The sequence below is a fragment of the Bacillus sp. BC08 genome (assembly GCF_054326875.1).
In genome coordinates, this window is record NZ_JBTGPA010000037.1 from 252,468 (window position 1) to 267,564 (window position 15,097).

Below are 15,097 nucleotides of genomic sequence, written 5' to 3' on the forward strand. Positions count from 1 at the left end.
GTGAAATTGTAGAGCCTGGCGCAACACATAGCATTCAAAAAATCCTAAAATAATTTGTCTCCTCAAAGGAATAATAGGATTTTAAACTATCTCCCAAAAGAATGAATTAGACTTTAGTACTTTTACAGGTGGCATAAATAGAGTAATCAAGTTTTAAATTGAAATATATGAAAGTGAAAGGTGATGGAGAATAAAATGAAACCCATTACAATTTTAATAGCTGATGATGAAGTGGAAATTACTGAGTTAATTGGGATACATTTAAAAAAAGAAGGATACCAGGTTGTGAAAGCAACTGATGGAGAAGAGGCAATTCGAATTATTCAATCTCAGCCAATCGATTTAGTCGTGTTAGACATCATGATGCCGAAAATGGATGGTTATGAGGTGACGCGTCAAATCCGTGCCAAACATCATATGCCGATCATTTTCTTAAGCGCAAAAACATCTGATTTCGATAAAGTGACAGGTCTTGTAATAGGTGCAGATGATTATATGACGAAACCTTTTACGCCAATTGAATTAGTAGCACGTGTGAATGCTCAACTTCGCCGATTTCTTACGTTAAATCAACCGAAAGTAGAAGAGGAGAATAAATCCGTTTTAGAGGTAGTCGGCGTTGTTATTGATTTTGAGAGACGAACGGTACATGTATACGGAGAGCAAATAGAATTAACTCCAAAAGAGTTCGATATTTTATATTTATTGGCGAGTCATCCAAAGAAAGTATATAGTCTTGAAAATATTTTTCAGCAAGTATGGACAAATGACTATTATGATGATAACAATAATACAGTTACGGTGCATATTCGTACTTTACGAAAGAAACTTGGAGAAGATAGAAGAAAGAACAAGTTAATAAAAACGATATGGGGAGTAGGTTATACTTTCAATGGCTAAATTAATGAAAAGTTTTCGATTTAAAATGATTGCCTTGTTCGCACTAAGTATGGTGTTAGCAGCTGGTGGAACATATATAATTCATAAAACATTAGGGTTCTCATTTAGGAAGGTGGTTAGTCATGAAGACTATGTAGCAAGTAGGTTGGTTAGTGAAAGTAATTATTTTGCTTTCATTCCCTTCACCTTGTTATCAATTTTCTTCTTTTTCTTTTCAACAAAACCATATTTAAAATATTTTGATGCCATTTCTATTGGTATTCATCATCTTGCAAAAGGAGATTTCACAAATAAAGTCCATATCTCATCAAATGATGAATTTAGCAATATTGCACGCGAAATTAATATCGCGAGTGAAAAATTAAAAGAAGCGGTTGAAAGAGGAGACTTTGCAGAAAGTAGTAAAGATCAGCTCGTTGTTAACTTAGCCCATGATTTAAGAACACCATTAACATCTGTACTAGGTTATTTAGATTTAATTCTCAAAGAGGAGAATTTGACGAAGGAACAAATTAAATATTATTCTACAATTGCATTTGCAAAATCGCAGCGGCTTGAAAGTTTAATTGATGAGTTGTTTGAAATTACACGAATGAATTATGGCGTGCAAAAATTAGATAAAAAATCCATTAATATAAGTGAATTGCTCATACAGCTGGATGAGGAATTATACCCATTAATGGAAAAGAAGCAATTAGATGTGAGATTAAATCTTAAACCTCATTTATATATTAATGGTGATGGGAATTTGTTAGCTCGTGTATTTGAAAATCTTGTAACAAATGCGGTTCGATACGGAAATAAAGGACAATTCGTTGATATGAATGGATACAGTGAAGATGGAGACGTTGTTGTACAGATTGTAAATTATGGAGAGAGCATTCCTGAAGAAGAGTTACCTTATCTTTTCGATATGTTTTATACAGGCGATAAAGCGAGAACAGTGCAGAAAAACAGTACGGGACTTGGTTTATTTATTGCTAGAAATATTGTTGAGCAACATAATGGGAAGATTTCTGCTGAAAGTAATGTAATGAGAACAATATTTGAAGTGAGATTGCCAAAAGAAGAGAATTTAAACATTTAATAAATATTTAATTTTTACCCCACTTTTTATTTAATTAATTTCTTCTATCCTATACATAGGTTAGGTCAAGAAGAAATTAGAAATAAAAAGTGTTTTTTTTTTGTAACAGGATGATTTTAAAAAGGAGATGTTTATGTTTTTAAATTTAATTTATATAGAATTCCCGAAAAAATTAACTAATTACCCAAAAAGAAATAATGTTTTCCAAAAATAAAATATAGGAAAAAGTGAGGATAATATGAAGAAAGTAAATAAAGTAGTCATCGTTGGTGTGGTAACAATTGGTATAGGATTTGGAGCGTATATGACGTTTGCTGAGGGATCTGAACCGGTTATATCCTCTAAAGTATATCAAGTAACAGAAAAACAAATAGAGAATCAGCAAAAATTTGCTGGTGAAGTGATTCCAAATGGAATGGAAACCATTTCATTTGATCCAACAAAAGGTACGTATGAATTAGTTGTTCAAAAAGGGGCTGAAGTAAAGAGAGGGCAGCTTCTGTTTAAATACAATGATCCAACTGTTAAACAAGGCGTAACAGAAGTAGAAATGCAAAAGAGAATTGCACAAAAAGAGGTAACATTACAGCAAAAACAAATTGATGTAGCAAAACAAAAACTACAAAAAGATAAAAATACGGATCTTCCTGCGGAAGCAGTAAAGGCATCAGAAATTGAAATTCAACAATTAGAATCACAACTTGAAATGAAGAAGTTTGAAGTAGAAAAAGCTGATGAAATGATTAAAGTAGCAAAAGAGAAAGTAAATACTCTTTCTGTAACAAGCCCTGCTGATGGTGTAATTGATGATATTGTTACAACTTCAAATGAAAACAACGGTATGAGCGGTATTACACTCCGTCATGATGGTCCGTTTAAAGTGAAAGGTCAATTAACTGAATACGAGCTTGCTAGCGTGAAAGTGGGACAAGAAGTAACGGTTTCTTCAAAAACTGTTGCTGGCAAGACTTGGACAGGAAAAGTAACAGAAATCGGTTCTACACCACTAAAAAGTATGGATGAAAACAAGACAGTTTCTAACTATCCATTCACTGTTATATTAGATAATAATGAAGAATTACAAAACGGATTCCATGTATATGTAATGCGTAAATCTGGCGAAGCAACAGGTACAATCGTCCCAAAAGCTAGCATCTTGAAAAAAGGGGATAAAAATGTTGTCTTTGTTGTAAAAGACGGAAAAGCAAAAGAACAAGCTGTTAAGGTTGAATTCGAAACAAGTAGTGAAGCAAAAGTTGCTGGAGTGAAAAAAGGTGAACAGATTATCTCTGAACCTACTGTAAATCTAAAAGATGGTATGGAGGTTGTCGCTCAATGATTAACTTACAGGGAATTACCAAATCTTTTCAAAATGGTACAGAATCTATTCAAATTTTACATGGAATTGATGTGACTCTGAATCAAGGAGATTTTACCTCTATCATGGGACCGTCTGGTTCTGGTAAATCTACATTAATGAATATCATCGGTTGCTTAGATAAGCCCACGTCGGGTATGTATGAATTAGCTGGTCAAAACATTTCAAACATGTCTGAAACAGAACTCGCACATGTTCGCAATAAAGAGATTGGATTCATATTCCAAAACTTCATGTTATTACCGAGACTTACAGCACTTCAAAATGTAGAACTCCCTCTTATTTACGCCGGAGTCGATAAAAAAGAAAGGCAAAAGCGTTCATTAGCAGCTTTAACGAAAGTTGGTTTAGCTAATCACGATACCAAACTTCCAAATGAATTGTCAGGTGGTCAAAAACAGCGTGTTGCAGTCGCACGCGCAATTGTAAATAACCCGAAATTTATTTTGGCAGATGAACCAACAGGTGCACTAGATACGAAAACAGGTGAACAAATTGTAAATCTATTTTACGAATTAAACAAACAAGGTTCAACAATTGTTATGATTACCCACGATCGTGAAATCGGGGAGGCCGCAGCACGTCGAATTGTTATTCGAGACGGAAATATTGTTCAGGATTGGAGAGAATAAATTTGAATATACATGAAAATATACGTATGGCTATATCTTCTATCTTTGCACATAAAATGCGATCCATTTTAACGATGCTGGGACTTATTGTTGGAATCGTTGCAATTATTACGATTCTTGCAATGGGTGATGGGCAAACTGCAAAGATGCAAATAGAGTTTGAGAAGAACAACCATATGGATGAGATTAATATAGAGTATTACAATCCGGATTTCCCATTAGAGAAAGCGAAAATCACATCAGATATGGTAAAGCAATTACAAGTGATACCAGGTGTAAAGGATGTGTATCCAGATGTGAGTATGAACGTAAAAGCATATACGGGGTCACAAGATGTTGCTTTTAATTTGTTTGCGGGAACAGGTAATTTTATGCAGGACCGTAAAATAAAAATGGTACATGGACGTGAGTTAACGGAGGATGAGCTAAAAAAACCAATTCCTATTGTAATTCTCCATGAAGATTTATTTACAAAGGTATTTGATACTTGGAAAGATGATTTATATATAGATATAAAAGGAAAACCATATAAGATTGCCGGGGTGTACAAACATGAGGATAGTTCGAATCGACAATTTAAATCGTATTCAGGATATACACCGATTGATAATGTACCGCTGATTTCAGGGGTTGAGGAGTATGATACAGTGCAAATTAAGTTATCTTCTCCTAGTGAAAGAGAAACTGTAGAGAAGCAAGCTTTATCTGTATTAAATGAATTGAAATCACCGGAATTCGAGCATCCATTTACAGCGGTGGATACGGGAACAAATAGTCAAGGACTAGAAGAAACATCCCGAGAGTTGAAAATGGTGTTCGCTTGTATCGCTGGGATGTCTTTAATGGTAGGTGGTGCTGGTGTGATGAATATCATGCTTATATCCGTTACAGAGCGCACGCGTGAAATTGGTGTTCGAAAAGCACTTGGTGCAACAAGAGGGGAAATACTAATGCAATTTCTCATTGAAGCTTGTATTTTAACAGCATTGGGCGGAGCGATTGGTTTTGGATTAGGTATTATCATTGCCTGGATAGCTACACTCATAGGTGAATGGCCACTTATTATTTCTATAAACCTTGGTCTACTATCTGTTGGAATATCAATATCAATCGGCATTGTCGCTGGTATACTTCCGGCTAATAAAGCATCTAAATTGGATCCAGTTGATTGCCTACGATATGAATAAGAATAGTTAAAGAGATAAGCTTGATGGGAGATATTTTCGCAAAATATTGAAGAGGAGGGGAATATAGAGATGAAAAGAGTATTAGAAGTGGAAAATATAAAAAAAGTATATGGCACAGGTGGAAATGAATGTGAAGCCTTAAAAGAGACTAACTTACAAGCGCAAGAAGGTGAGTTCATTGGCAGTATGGGAACTTCTGGGTCTGGTAAAAAGGTGCTATTAAACGTCTTTTCTACAATTGATAATGTGACAAATGGCGAGATATTAATTACTGGAGAAGACATCGTACAGATGAATGATGATAAGTTAGCTTTATTCCGCCGTATTCATTTAGGTTTCATTTTCCAAGATTATAATCTGTTAGATACAAAAAAATTTGAAAATTATAACAATTAAATTTAAATAATATTTCATAGCTTTATATGCAAATCTCCTCTGATATTAGCGAATGGGGAATAAGTACATGCTTTACCCCTAGTCAGCATGACAAAAAATCATTAATCTCTATCGAGGGTGCTATAACCAACTAGGTTTTGCTATGTAATTAAGTGTTTTACGATATTTAACTTGGTTAAAAGAACTACCTGGCCAAATTTCACTAGAATCCTTTTTAAAGGTAATTGAACGTTTAGCGTATATAAAAGGTTTCTAGTGAAATATTGGTAAAAGGTATATATCCTAATCGTTTACGACAATTATCTCGGATTGGAGTACGCTATGAGGCTTATTCATTTCGAAGTTTTAAAAAAGTATGCCATATAGCTACTAATTACATTATATAGAATTTTCTTATTTGAGGGGAATTAATTTTGAGCAAAAGAATCCTTTTGTATACCTAAAAATTTATAAAAAGAGTGCTAGTAATTATGATGAAAAGTGGAATTTATTGAGCACTTTAGGAGAGTTTCATGAATAAAATAATAGAATTATTAAGGAATTTAGATAAAAAACTACTTTTGATTTTATGCATGTTTTGTATTATTAGTATCACTGCAATTTATAGTAGTCAACAAACTGGTCAGTATGGAAGCACAAACTTTGCATTGCAGCAAGGTAGGAACTATATAATTGGTTTTGTACTGTTAATAATTGTTGCAAGTATTGATTGGGATCAATGGCAAAAGTTATCTTGGCCACTGTATATTGTTGGTTTTGCATCAATTGTTATATTAAAAATATTACCGGAATCAACGTTTACTCCCGTTAAATTAGGCGCAAAAAGATGGTTTCAATTTCCTGTCATCGGTCAAATTCAACCATCGGAGTTTTTCAAAATTGCACTAATTATATTTGTCGCAAATTTAGTAGTGAAGCATAACGCCCAGTTTATGATTCGGACATTTAAAACTGATTTATTATTGGTAGGGAAAATTATGTTAGCTTCAATTCCCCCCATTGTTCTAGTATATAAACAGCCAGATACAGGTATGGTGTTCTTATATGCTGCAGCTATTGCAAGTATTATATTTATATCAGGGATTCAAAAGAAATTAATTGCAATTCTTACAGTCATTCCGGTAACTATATTATCTACGTTAATATTTATATACGTAAGATATCCAGATTTTTTCTTTAACGAATTGGTTATTAAGTTAAAAGATCACCAACAATCACGTATTAAAGGTTGGCTAAATCCAGTTGAAAATGTAGATCAAGGGTATCAAACGCAACAATCTCTTTTAGCAGTTGGAAGTGGTGAATTACATGGGAAAGGGTTCAGCCAAGGAAGTGTATATATTCCTGAAAAGCATACTGATTTTATTTTTGCTACTATCGCTGAAGAGGGCGGATTTATAATTGCATCTTTCGTTATATTGGTCTTGTTACTTCTTATATATCGAATAACTATAATTGCTCATTCAGCAGAGAGTCTGTTTGGTACATTATTATGTGCTGGGGCAATTAGTGTTTTAACACTACAAATCTTCCAAAATATTGGTATGATTGTTGGGATGATGCCGGTAAAAGGAATTGCACTTCCTTTTTTATCATATGGAGGGAGTTCACTATTTTCAAATATGATAATGATGGGACTTATCTTATCGGTGCATAAAAGTTATAAAAAATACATGTTTCAAGTTAATTAAAAGTTAAGAATTTATTTAGGGATATTTTGGTAAACATTAATATCTACAAACGAAAAGAAATGAGATATAGTCCAGCTAGAAAATTAGAGAAAACTAATTCAGTAAAAGGTAGCGCCATATCGCTATCAAGCTAATAAAAAGAAATCACACCTAAAATAAAAAATGCGCCATCTTTTCCTATAATTCTACAGAAAGGATAATGTCTGCTTTATGGATAGTGCAAAATCTTAGCTTTATAGCGATGTGTTGAGACCTCTATAAGCTCTATATAGCTAAAGAATATGGTTTTCCTCTTGAATAGTATCCTCTAATATAAAATTCCTCTTCAAAACCGATATTAATTAAATAGTAATAAAGGAAAACGTGTATGATTATAAATTCTTTGTTATTTTCGCATTAGTTCATTATAGTATAGATATAAAGAACGAATATCAAATCAATATAACAAAAAGCTTTATTTTACATAATAAGAGGATGTGTATACGATGTCATTACAGACTAAATATATAGCGGGTATTTCGCTTGGGGTTATGGGAGTAGGTTTTGCGGCTTCTATCCCGTTTCAAGGAACGGTAGCTGGAGAGATTATTCAAGGGGGATTTGAAGCTGGGTTAGTTGGCGGACTTGCGGATTGGTTCGCAGTTACAGCATTATTCCGTCATCCGATGGGAATTCCAATTCCGCATACAGCGTTATTACCTAAAAATCGTAAACGAGTAACGAAGGGGCTCATTCATACGTTAGAAAATGAGTGGCTAACGAAAGAAAGTATTACGAATAAAGTAAAAGAAATGCAGTTAGCGCAAATGGTGCTACAAATTGCTGAGAGAGAAATGCAGTCTGACGCTGTGAAAAAAGGGATTGTAACGATTGCGGAGAAAGCGATTGTAACAATAGATACGGAAAAATTAGCGGTTATTATTGAAAAAGAATTAAAAACGTATTTGCATACAATCAATACAAGTAACATTTTACAAGTGCTTGTTGATCAATTAGTTGTGCAAGAATATGATGAAAAGACACTGGATTACATTTTAGTAAAAGTGAAAGATTGGACAGCGCAAGATGAAGCGCGTTACCAGCTCGGAAGCTTAGGTATGAAGGCGATGGAAAACATAAAAGTAGATGGATTCTTACAGTTTACTTTGAAATCGTTTATGAATATTGTAGATGAAGATAAAATTGGCGGCATTTTGCAGAAATTCATTATTAGCAATATTAACAGCTTACAAGATGCAGATAATAGCACAAGACAACTTATCTTATCAAAAATTCGCCAAGAAATTATAAATGTAAAAGAAAATGAAGCGTTACTACAAGAATTAGAAAATTGGAAAGAAAAATGGATTGCCAATTGGAATGCTACTGACAAAATTAAAGAGATGCTGGAGCAAGTACAACAAAGGGCAATTACTTTTGTGAAAAATGAAGAATTTACGGATAAATATGTTATTCCATTTTTACAAACACAAATGAATAAAATAAAAGAAGATGAACAGACTGTACAAAAAATAGAAGAGTGGTTACAAAAACAAGTTGTCACACTTGTTGAAAAGAATCATTCGAAAATCGGAAAACTTGTACAAGAAAACCTTGATAAGTTAGATGATAAAACGTTAATCGAAATGATTGAAAATAACGTCGGTAAAGATTTACAGTGGATCCGAGTAAACGGGGCTGTTTGCGGATTTATGATTGGATTAGTGTTAGAAGGAATTAAAGCGATTATATGAGAAAAACCTTCCACAATTGTGGAAGGTTTTTATTTTTCAATTATACTCATATTGATATTATAAGCTTTTTCAATATTTAACTTGTACGTCCCGTTGCCTGTTTTAATCGAATTTTTATACCAATGTTCTTGCTCGTTGAATTCTGGATTTTCTTCTGAAGAATTATTTTCTTTTTTCGTTAAATCTTCAACTTGTTCCCAAGGTGTGTTTCCGTGTGCTTCTTTTTTGTTTGTTACGGCGATTACAGATACATCGCTTTCTTTCGTTAAATGAACAGATACATGTGAACTTTCTTGTACAAACCAATTATTTTGTAATTGACCTGGATAAAGGGATAGTTCGTTATTTGAAGCACGAACTTCTACATTTTTATTTTGCGGAAGAACGAGTGTCGGTTTGACCTGTGGTGCTGAATTCCATAACGTATGTTGAACTGGTAATGATTTTAAAGTGATATACATCGTTTCCCCAGCTGTTTGAACTGAAAGGAAATCTTCTTGTTTTAAATTGAGTTTTTCATTAGCTTTCGTCGTTATTTCATATGTTCCAAGAAGGTGAATTTGATTTGTATCAGTACCCTCTATTGTTAGAGGGTACTGTCCTGCATCCACTACAATTTTTTTGATAGATTCAGGTATATCAAGTTGTCCACTTGGAATATTACTCGTTTGGCGAGTGGTATGAATAGAATGACGAACTTCATCTAGTAATCCAGTTGATAATAAACAGTAAAAAGCAATTCCAACGCTTCCTAAAACGCCGATAAAGAAAATACTAAAAATATCATATTTAATAAAGGATTGTTCCTTCTTAGAAAATAGAAGGTATAGTAAAATTTCCACGCCAAGTATAATAAGTAAAACAGGCCACCATGCTGTTAAGGAATCTAATACCTCAGTACCTTTTATAACTGAAAATAGTAAGAAGCAACCTAATGAAATAATAGAAAGTCCCATTGAAAATGTTCCAACGCGCCATGTTCTCATTCTTTTGTACCACCTTTGTTTTCTTTATTTCCAATTAACAATTTAAAGCCGCCACCAATTAAGAGGAGTGCAACGATAGATGTTTGGAAATAGCGATAATATAGCTCGCTAAGATGAATGTTAAATATAGTTGCAAAGTAATCATTCAAAATAGGAAGGAGTGTTTGATCTAATAAATAATAACCACCGAGTGTAATTAACCCAATACCGATCCATCTTTGATGATTGATAAAATAATCAATGATAGGTTCGTCATGTACACGTTCTTTTCCATACTTTGCAGTTTGCTGTAAAGCGTCAAAGAAGCTGTAGAACCAAATGATTGGAACTAAAAATAAAAACGCAGAAAGTCTTAATAAATCGAGTAAATATATTGAAAGTAAAAAGGCTGCCATAAGCTGAAGGCCGCGGCGTTGTAAACCTAAATACATATGTCCTGCTCCGGGGAACATGGCTAAAATAGAAGCGAATGTTTTATTCTTCTTTCCTTGTTCACGATGCTCTTCAAACTCTTCGAAAATAGTACGATCATCTAGTTGCTCGCCACGTTCTTTTTTCTGGAGCTGCTGAACAACATCGAAGAAATTGTAAATCCATAAAACAGGTAATGTAATAAGGAAGATTAGGAAACTTTCTTGCGATGTTAAAAGTGCAACGAAAATAATCATACTTCCGATTCCTGTGCAAGCTACTAAAAATGTCAGTCCACGTTGCATAAGTCCTAATTGAAAATGTCCAAGTCCAGGGATGATTGATAGAAGAATGATATAAAATCGTTCGCTCTCTTTAGAGGACTCTGTAAATTCTCCGGTTGCTTGTTTTTTCGATTGATTAATAATAGTGATAACTAAATCTAATAAATTGATCGCCCATAACACGACTAGTAAAAATAGAGAAAGAAAAGCTATATCACGCGCTCCTAATGCTATTGTACAAAATGCTGCGAAGATAAATAGAAATACAGCCCCTCCGCTATATAAAATAAACCGTCCAAATTTCTTTAAATATAAATGTCCAAGCCCGGGAATTAGCCCTAATACAAGTGCTAAAAAGGGATTTTTATTCATGCTTTGAACCTCCGTCCTTTTTTGGTATGTCTCCCGATTTGTTTACAATTTGTTGTGAGATAGAAGACTCGTTATGTTTTGAAGATTTCTCGAAATTTGATGTTGCTGTGAAAATATATTGGAATAAACCACTTACCATAAAAATAATTGTAGCTGCGGTTGCAATTATGTAGTGAATAATCGTTCGCTTTAGTGAGTTTGTTTTTATATTTTCGTTAGGTTGTAGCATTTCAAAATCAATTTGCTTCATAACTTCGTTCGTAAATGAATCATCATTTATCATTGGAAGGTTTTCATGTTGATCATCAATACTTTCCATATAAAGCGCTAAGCAATGATCACATTCATAAAGGTGTTCTTCCATAGATTCACGTTCATTGCTTTCTAAAAAATCTAAAGTATAATTGAGCCAATCTTCTTTTGAATAATGCGTCATAGAAACTCTTCCTCCTTCCAATGTTTTTTAATCCATTTTCTTGCCCGATACAGTTTCATTTCGACTGTTTTCACTTCGATGTTTTCTTGTAAAGCAATTTCTTGATAGCTTTTTTCTTCTAAATAATGTGAGAGAACGACGTCGCGGTAATTTTCGGGAAGTTCTCTCAGTTTTTGAGCAATGAGTAATTTTTGCTCTTTCGTCAATAATAAAGCCTCAATATTTTGAGAGGATTTTATATTTTCCTCAGTTTCTTTACATAAGGAGAGTTCTTCGTTTTCTCTAGCTTTTTTTCTCTTATAATCAATAGCGTGATTGGTGGCAATACGCGCCATCCACGTTTTTAATCCGCGAAATTGATAATTTGGGAGAGAGGCGTGAATTTTTACGAATACTTCTTGTGTAACATCTTTCGCATCTTCTTCATGTCTTAAAATAGAAAAGATAACTTGGAAAATATAGTGACGATATGTTTGCACAAGGATACGAAAAGCATGTTCGCTTCCTTGCTGTGCTTTTTCAATTAATTGTTTTTCCTCAATGGGTCTCTCCCTCCTTTTTGACGCATTCTATTATATAGACGTAAGAAATGACTGGTCACCCTACACATGTTGTAAAAAAAGAATAATATATTTTTAGAAAGGAGGCTATATGAAAAAAGGTGTGAAAAAATGGTAAAAAGGAGTATATAATGAGCAAGTGGGAAATGTTACGGGAAGAAAGGATGTGAATGTTAGTAGGGGAAGGTCCATACTAACAAACATGAAAATAAAAATATTAATAGCAGATGATAACTCTTTTATTAGAGAAGGCATGAAAATTATTTTAAATACATATGAAGAGTTCGAAGTGGTAGATACAGTAAATGATGGGAAAGAAGCAGTGGACTATTGCAAAAAGAACGACGTTGATATTGCTCTTTTAGATGTTCGTATGCCAAACATGAATGGGGTAGAGGCGACGAAATTCATTTGTGAAGAGACGAAAACGAAACCGCTAATTTTAACGACGTTCGATGATGATGAATATATTTTGGACGCAGTAAAAAACGGAGCGAAAGGTTATTTATTAAAAAATAATGATCCAGAGCGTATTCGTGATGCAATAAAAGGAGTATATAACGGTCAAACTGTTATGCAAGATGTAGTGCTTGATAAAATTAAGTGCAATTTAACGGAAAGCAAAGAGAACGAATGTAAAATAGATACAAGTCTTTTTACAGAAAGGGAGCTTAGTATTATCGCATTAATTGCGAAAGGTTTCTCGAATAAAGAAATTTCAAAGCAACTTTTCATATCAGAAGGAACGATTGCAAATTATATTACATCAGTTTTAGGGAAAACGGGACTTGAACATCGTACACAAATTGCGATTTATTACTTAACAGGGAAAGTAGATTAAAGATATGGAATTTTGGTTAATTGTAAGTAAATTAATTGTCTTTATATATATTGTGTTTAGTTACATTTATTTAAATGTCGCGAACTTACCATGGATTATACTCACTTTGCTTTTATATCTTTCTGTAAATGTGCTGATTTCTATATTTAAAAAAGATACGTACAAAAACATATTAACTTCTGTGTCAATTGGCGTAGTTATGTTATTTACATGGAAGATTCATCCGCTTTTTATTTTGTTTTTACCATTGAACTTATATGAACTTGTATTTCGATATATAGAGAAGAAATGGCAGCTCTTTATCATGATGATGGTTCCTATTATTTTTACAGATGAAAGTATTCGAATGACATATGGATTAATTGTTGCATTTTCTTTCATAATATTAACTATGGCAGAACGGTATATATCGCGTGTATTAAAGCTTGAATCACAAAATGATAAGATGCGAAAAGATATGCAGCGGCTGACGAAAAGCTTACATGAAAATAAAGAGTACATAAAGCAATCAGAGTACACATTTAAGTTAGAAGAGAGAAACCGGCTCTCACAAGAAATTCATGATAAAATTGGCCACTCGATGACAGGAGCGCTAATTCAAATGGAAGCAGCAAAGAGATTAATGGGAATAGATAAAGAAAAATCTGCCGAGTTATTACAAAATGCAATTCATATTTCGAAAGATGGAATTGAAAGTATTCGGGTTACATTAAAAAATATGAAGCCACCAACTGAGCAAATTGGTATTCACCGTATGAAATTATTCATAGAGGAATTTGCCGGTAAGCATGATATAAATATTCCTTTCGTATATAAAGGGAATTTAGATATGATTTCACCAATTCAGTGGAAGATTATCGGTGAAAATGTTACGGAGGCATTAACAAATGCGATGAAATATGCTGATGCGACAGTCATTTCAATTGATATTCATGTACTTAACAAGATGGTGAAAGTGCAAGTGAAGGATAACGGAAAAGGTGCAACTCTCGTTAAGAAAGGTCTCGGGATTATGGGGATGGAGGAGCGAACAGCATCAGTAAACGGAAAAATTATTGTAGACGGAACAAGTGGTTTTTCAGTAACAATGCTGTTGCCGATATAAGAGAATGGGACGAAGATGAATCATCTCATATGAAAAAAGTGAATAATCTCATGTGAAAAGAATGAACTTCTGCACTGAGCGGGTTCATTTTTTTTGTTTATAATGATAGCAGAGAAACCGAAATAGGGGTGAAATGATGAATACATTAGAAATTAAAAATTTAACGAAAAAATTTGGTGATTTCATCGCAGTAGATAATATGTCTTTATCTATTAAAGAAGGAGAGATATTTGGCTTTTTAGGATCAAATGGTGCTGGTAAAAGTACAACGATAAATATGATTGCTGGGTTGTTAAGAAGTAATGAAGGTGAAATTAGTATATTAGGAAAAAATATAAAGAAACATAGTCGATTTGCGAAAATGAATATCGGTATCGTTCCGCAAGATATTGCGATTTATGAAGAGTTAACTGCCTATGAAAATGTGAAATTCTTTGCTGGATTGTACGGGTTAAGAGGAGCTGAGCTAAACGCAAGAGTAGAGGAAGCGCTTCAGTTTGTAGGGCTTAGTGATAAACATAAAAGTTACCCGAAAAACTTTTCTGGTGGGATGAAACGAAGACTGAATATCGCTTGTGCGATCGCTCATAGACCGAAGTTAATTATTATGGATGAGCCGACAGTTGGAATTGATCCACAGTCAAGAAACTATATTCTCCAGTCTGTTCGAAAATTAAATGAGATGGGAAGTACCATTATTTACACGAGCCACTACATGGAAGAAGTAGAAGAGATTTGTACGAAAATAGCAATTGTAGATCACGGTAAAGTAATTGCAGAAGGTACGAAAGAACAGTTAAAAGCGATTATTACTGATACGAAAGATATTTGGGTTGAAGTGAAGTCAGTCGAAAATTTAGATGTAGAACAGTTAAAAGAGATAAACGGTGTGAAAGCTGTTCAAATTGAAGAGAACGTAATTAAAGTAAACTCGGATGCAGGAGTAAACAATTTAAATAAAATTATTCAGCACTTCATTAATCATGATATTGAAATCCGCTCGTTAGAGGAGCAGGCTCCAAACTTAGAAACAGTATTCCTTACGTTGACTGGAAGAAACTTACGAGATAAATAAAAGGTAAATGAAGAAAAGGTAAA

The 15,097-nt window shown here is 33.6% G+C and carries 14 protein-coding genes and 2 pseudogenes; 12 read left to right on the top strand and 4 right to left on the bottom strand.

Annotation, left to right across the window (positions count from 1 at the left end; all coding sequences use genetic code 11):
* Positions 1 to 195 precede the first annotated feature (195 nt).
* From ACXVYO_RS24990 to ACXVYO_RS25030, 9 genes and pseudogenes are all read left to right on the top strand, one after another.
* Positions 196 to 900 (top strand): response regulator transcription factor, encoded by a 705-nt coding sequence (locus ACXVYO_RS24990; protein ID WP_458468796.1) that lies wholly within the window; start codon positions 196 to 198, stop codon positions 898 to 900.
* On the top strand, positions 893 to 1,987 hold the full coding sequence (locus ACXVYO_RS24995; RefSeq protein WP_458468798.1) for an ATP-binding protein: 1,095 nt from the start codon (positions 893 to 895) through the stop codon (positions 1,985 to 1,987). The genes ACXVYO_RS24990 and ACXVYO_RS24995 overlap by 8 nt, the downstream gene beginning before the upstream one ends.
* 238 nt (positions 1,988 to 2,225) lie before the next feature.
* Entirely contained in the window at positions 2,226 to 3,326 is a 1,101-nt protein-coding gene (locus ACXVYO_RS25000) for an efflux RND transporter periplasmic adaptor subunit (RefSeq protein ID WP_458468800.1), read from the top strand.
* Positions 3,323 to 3,997, top strand: coding sequence for an ABC transporter ATP-binding protein (locus ACXVYO_RS25005; RefSeq protein WP_458468802.1), 675 nt, complete (start codon positions 3,323 to 3,325; stop codon positions 3,995 to 3,997). Before ACXVYO_RS25000 ends, ACXVYO_RS25005 begins: the two co-directional genes overlap by 4 nt.
* 2 nt (positions 3,998 to 3,999) lie before the next feature.
* Positions 4,000 to 5,184, top strand: a complete 1,185-nt coding sequence (locus tag ACXVYO_RS25010; RefSeq protein WP_458468804.1) for an ABC transporter permease — start codon at positions 4,000 to 4,002, stop codon at positions 5,182 to 5,184.
* A 69-nt stretch (positions 5,185 to 5,253) separates the two neighbouring features.
* A pseudogene (locus tag ACXVYO_RS25015) lies at positions 5,254 to 5,553 on the top strand (ATP-binding cassette domain-containing protein); the annotation flags it as partial.
* 190 nt (positions 5,554 to 5,743) lie between these two features.
* Positions 5,744 to 5,936: pseudogene (locus ACXVYO_RS25020) on the top strand (hypothetical protein); the annotation flags it as partial.
* Between the two features lie 156 nt (positions 5,937 to 6,092).
* A complete protein-coding gene (locus tag ACXVYO_RS25025; protein WP_458468805.1) occupies positions 6,093 to 7,271 on the top strand; it encodes an FtsW/RodA/SpoVE family cell cycle protein in 1,179 nt (392 codons plus the stop codon).
* Between the two features lie 485 nt (positions 7,272 to 7,756).
* A complete protein-coding gene (locus ACXVYO_RS25030) occupies positions 7,757 to 9,004 on the top strand; it encodes a DUF445 domain-containing protein (protein ID WP_458468807.1) in 1,248 nt (415 codons plus the stop codon).
* Positions 9,005 to 9,033: 29 nt separating this feature from the next.
* On the opposite strand, the gene exsE is transcribed toward ACXVYO_RS25030, so the two are convergent.
* Genes exsE through ACXVYO_RS25050 form a run of 4 tightly spaced genes read right to left on the bottom strand, consistent with a single transcriptional unit; the run spans position 9,034 to position 11,972 of the window.
* A complete protein-coding gene (gene exsE / locus ACXVYO_RS25035) occupies positions 9,034 to 9,990 on the bottom strand; it encodes an exosporium protein ExsE (protein WP_458468808.1) in 957 nt (318 codons plus the stop codon).
* Positions 9,987 to 11,057 carry a hypothetical protein gene (locus ACXVYO_RS25040; RefSeq protein WP_458468810.1) on the bottom strand — a complete coding sequence of 357 codons (1,071 nt, stop codon included), beginning with the start codon at positions 11,055 to 11,057 and terminating at the stop codon, positions 9,987 to 9,989. The genes exsE and ACXVYO_RS25040 overlap by 4 nt, the downstream gene beginning before the upstream one ends.
* Complete coding sequence (locus ACXVYO_RS25045) at positions 11,050 to 11,493, bottom strand: hypothetical protein (protein WP_458468812.1); 444 nt, start codon at positions 11,491 to 11,493, stop codon at positions 11,050 to 11,052. Before ACXVYO_RS25045 ends, ACXVYO_RS25040 begins: the two co-directional genes overlap by 8 nt.
* Positions 11,490 to 11,972 (bottom strand): RNA polymerase sigma factor, encoded by a 483-nt coding sequence (locus ACXVYO_RS25050; RefSeq protein WP_235608063.1) that lies wholly within the window; start codon positions 11,970 to 11,972, stop codon positions 11,490 to 11,492. The genes ACXVYO_RS25045 and ACXVYO_RS25050 overlap by 4 nt, the downstream gene beginning before the upstream one ends.
* 283 nt (positions 11,973 to 12,255) lie before the next feature.
* On the opposite strand from ACXVYO_RS25050, the gene ACXVYO_RS25055 reads away from it, so the two are divergent.
* The 3 genes from ACXVYO_RS25055 to ACXVYO_RS25065 all read left to right on the top strand — a co-directional run bounded on the left by ACXVYO_RS25055 (position 12,256) and on the right by ACXVYO_RS25065 (position 15,074).
* Positions 12,256 to 12,894 carry a response regulator gene (locus tag ACXVYO_RS25055; RefSeq protein ID WP_458469148.1) on the top strand — a complete coding sequence of 213 codons (639 nt, stop codon included), beginning with the start codon at positions 12,256 to 12,258 and terminating at the stop codon, positions 12,892 to 12,894.
* A 4-nt stretch (positions 12,895 to 12,898) separates the two neighbouring features.
* Positions 12,899 to 13,999, top strand: a complete 1,101-nt coding sequence (locus ACXVYO_RS25060; RefSeq protein WP_458468814.1) for a sensor histidine kinase — start codon at positions 12,899 to 12,901, stop codon at positions 13,997 to 13,999.
* Between the two features lie 136 nt (positions 14,000 to 14,135).
* Complete coding sequence (locus tag ACXVYO_RS25065) at positions 14,136 to 15,074, top strand: ATP-binding cassette domain-containing protein (protein WP_458468815.1); 939 nt, start codon at positions 14,136 to 14,138, stop codon at positions 15,072 to 15,074.
* Positions 15,075 to 15,097: the final 23 nt, after the last annotated feature.

What these genes read in the sequence shown, in the direction of transcription:
- ACXVYO_RS24990 (WP_458468796.1), top strand. Translation starts at nt 196, where the DNA reads ATGAAACCCATTACAATTTTAATAGCTGATGATGAAGTGGAAATTACT.
- ACXVYO_RS24995 (WP_458468798.1), top strand. Translation starts at nt 893, where the DNA reads ATGGCTAAATTAATGAAAAGTTTTCGATTTAAAATGATTGCCTTGTTC.
- ACXVYO_RS25000 (WP_458468800.1), top strand. Translation starts at nt 2,226, where the DNA reads ATGAAGAAAGTAAATAAAGTAGTCATCGTTGGTGTGGTAACAATTGGT.
- ACXVYO_RS25005 (WP_458468802.1), top strand. Translation starts at nt 3,323, where the DNA reads ATGATTAACTTACAGGGAATTACCAAATCTTTTCAAAATGGTACAGAA.
- ACXVYO_RS25025 (WP_458468805.1), top strand. Translation starts at nt 6,093, where the DNA reads ATGAATAAAATAATAGAATTATTAAGGAATTTAGATAAAAAACTACTT.
- ACXVYO_RS25030 (WP_458468807.1), top strand. Translation starts at nt 7,757, where the DNA reads ATGTCATTACAGACTAAATATATAGCGGGTATTTCGCTTGGGGTTATG.
- exsE (WP_458468808.1), bottom strand. Translation starts at nt 9,990, where the DNA reads ATGAGAACATGGCGCGTTGGAACATTTTCAATGGGACTTTCTATTATT.
- ACXVYO_RS25040 (WP_458468810.1), bottom strand. Translation starts at nt 11,057, where the DNA reads ATGAATAAAAATCCCTTTTTAGCACTTGTATTAGGGCTAATTCCCGGG.
- ACXVYO_RS25045 (WP_458468812.1), bottom strand. Translation starts at nt 11,493, where the DNA reads ATGACGCATTATTCAAAAGAAGATTGGCTCAATTATACTTTAGATTTT.
- ACXVYO_RS25055 (WP_458469148.1), top strand. Translation starts at nt 12,256, where the DNA reads ATGAAAATAAAAATATTAATAGCAGATGATAACTCTTTTATTAGAGAA.
- ACXVYO_RS25060 (WP_458468814.1), top strand. Translation starts at nt 12,899, where the DNA reads ATGGAATTTTGGTTAATTGTAAGTAAATTAATTGTCTTTATATATATT.
- ACXVYO_RS25065 (WP_458468815.1), top strand. Translation starts at nt 14,136, where the DNA reads ATGAATACATTAGAAATTAAAAATTTAACGAAAAAATTTGGTGATTTC.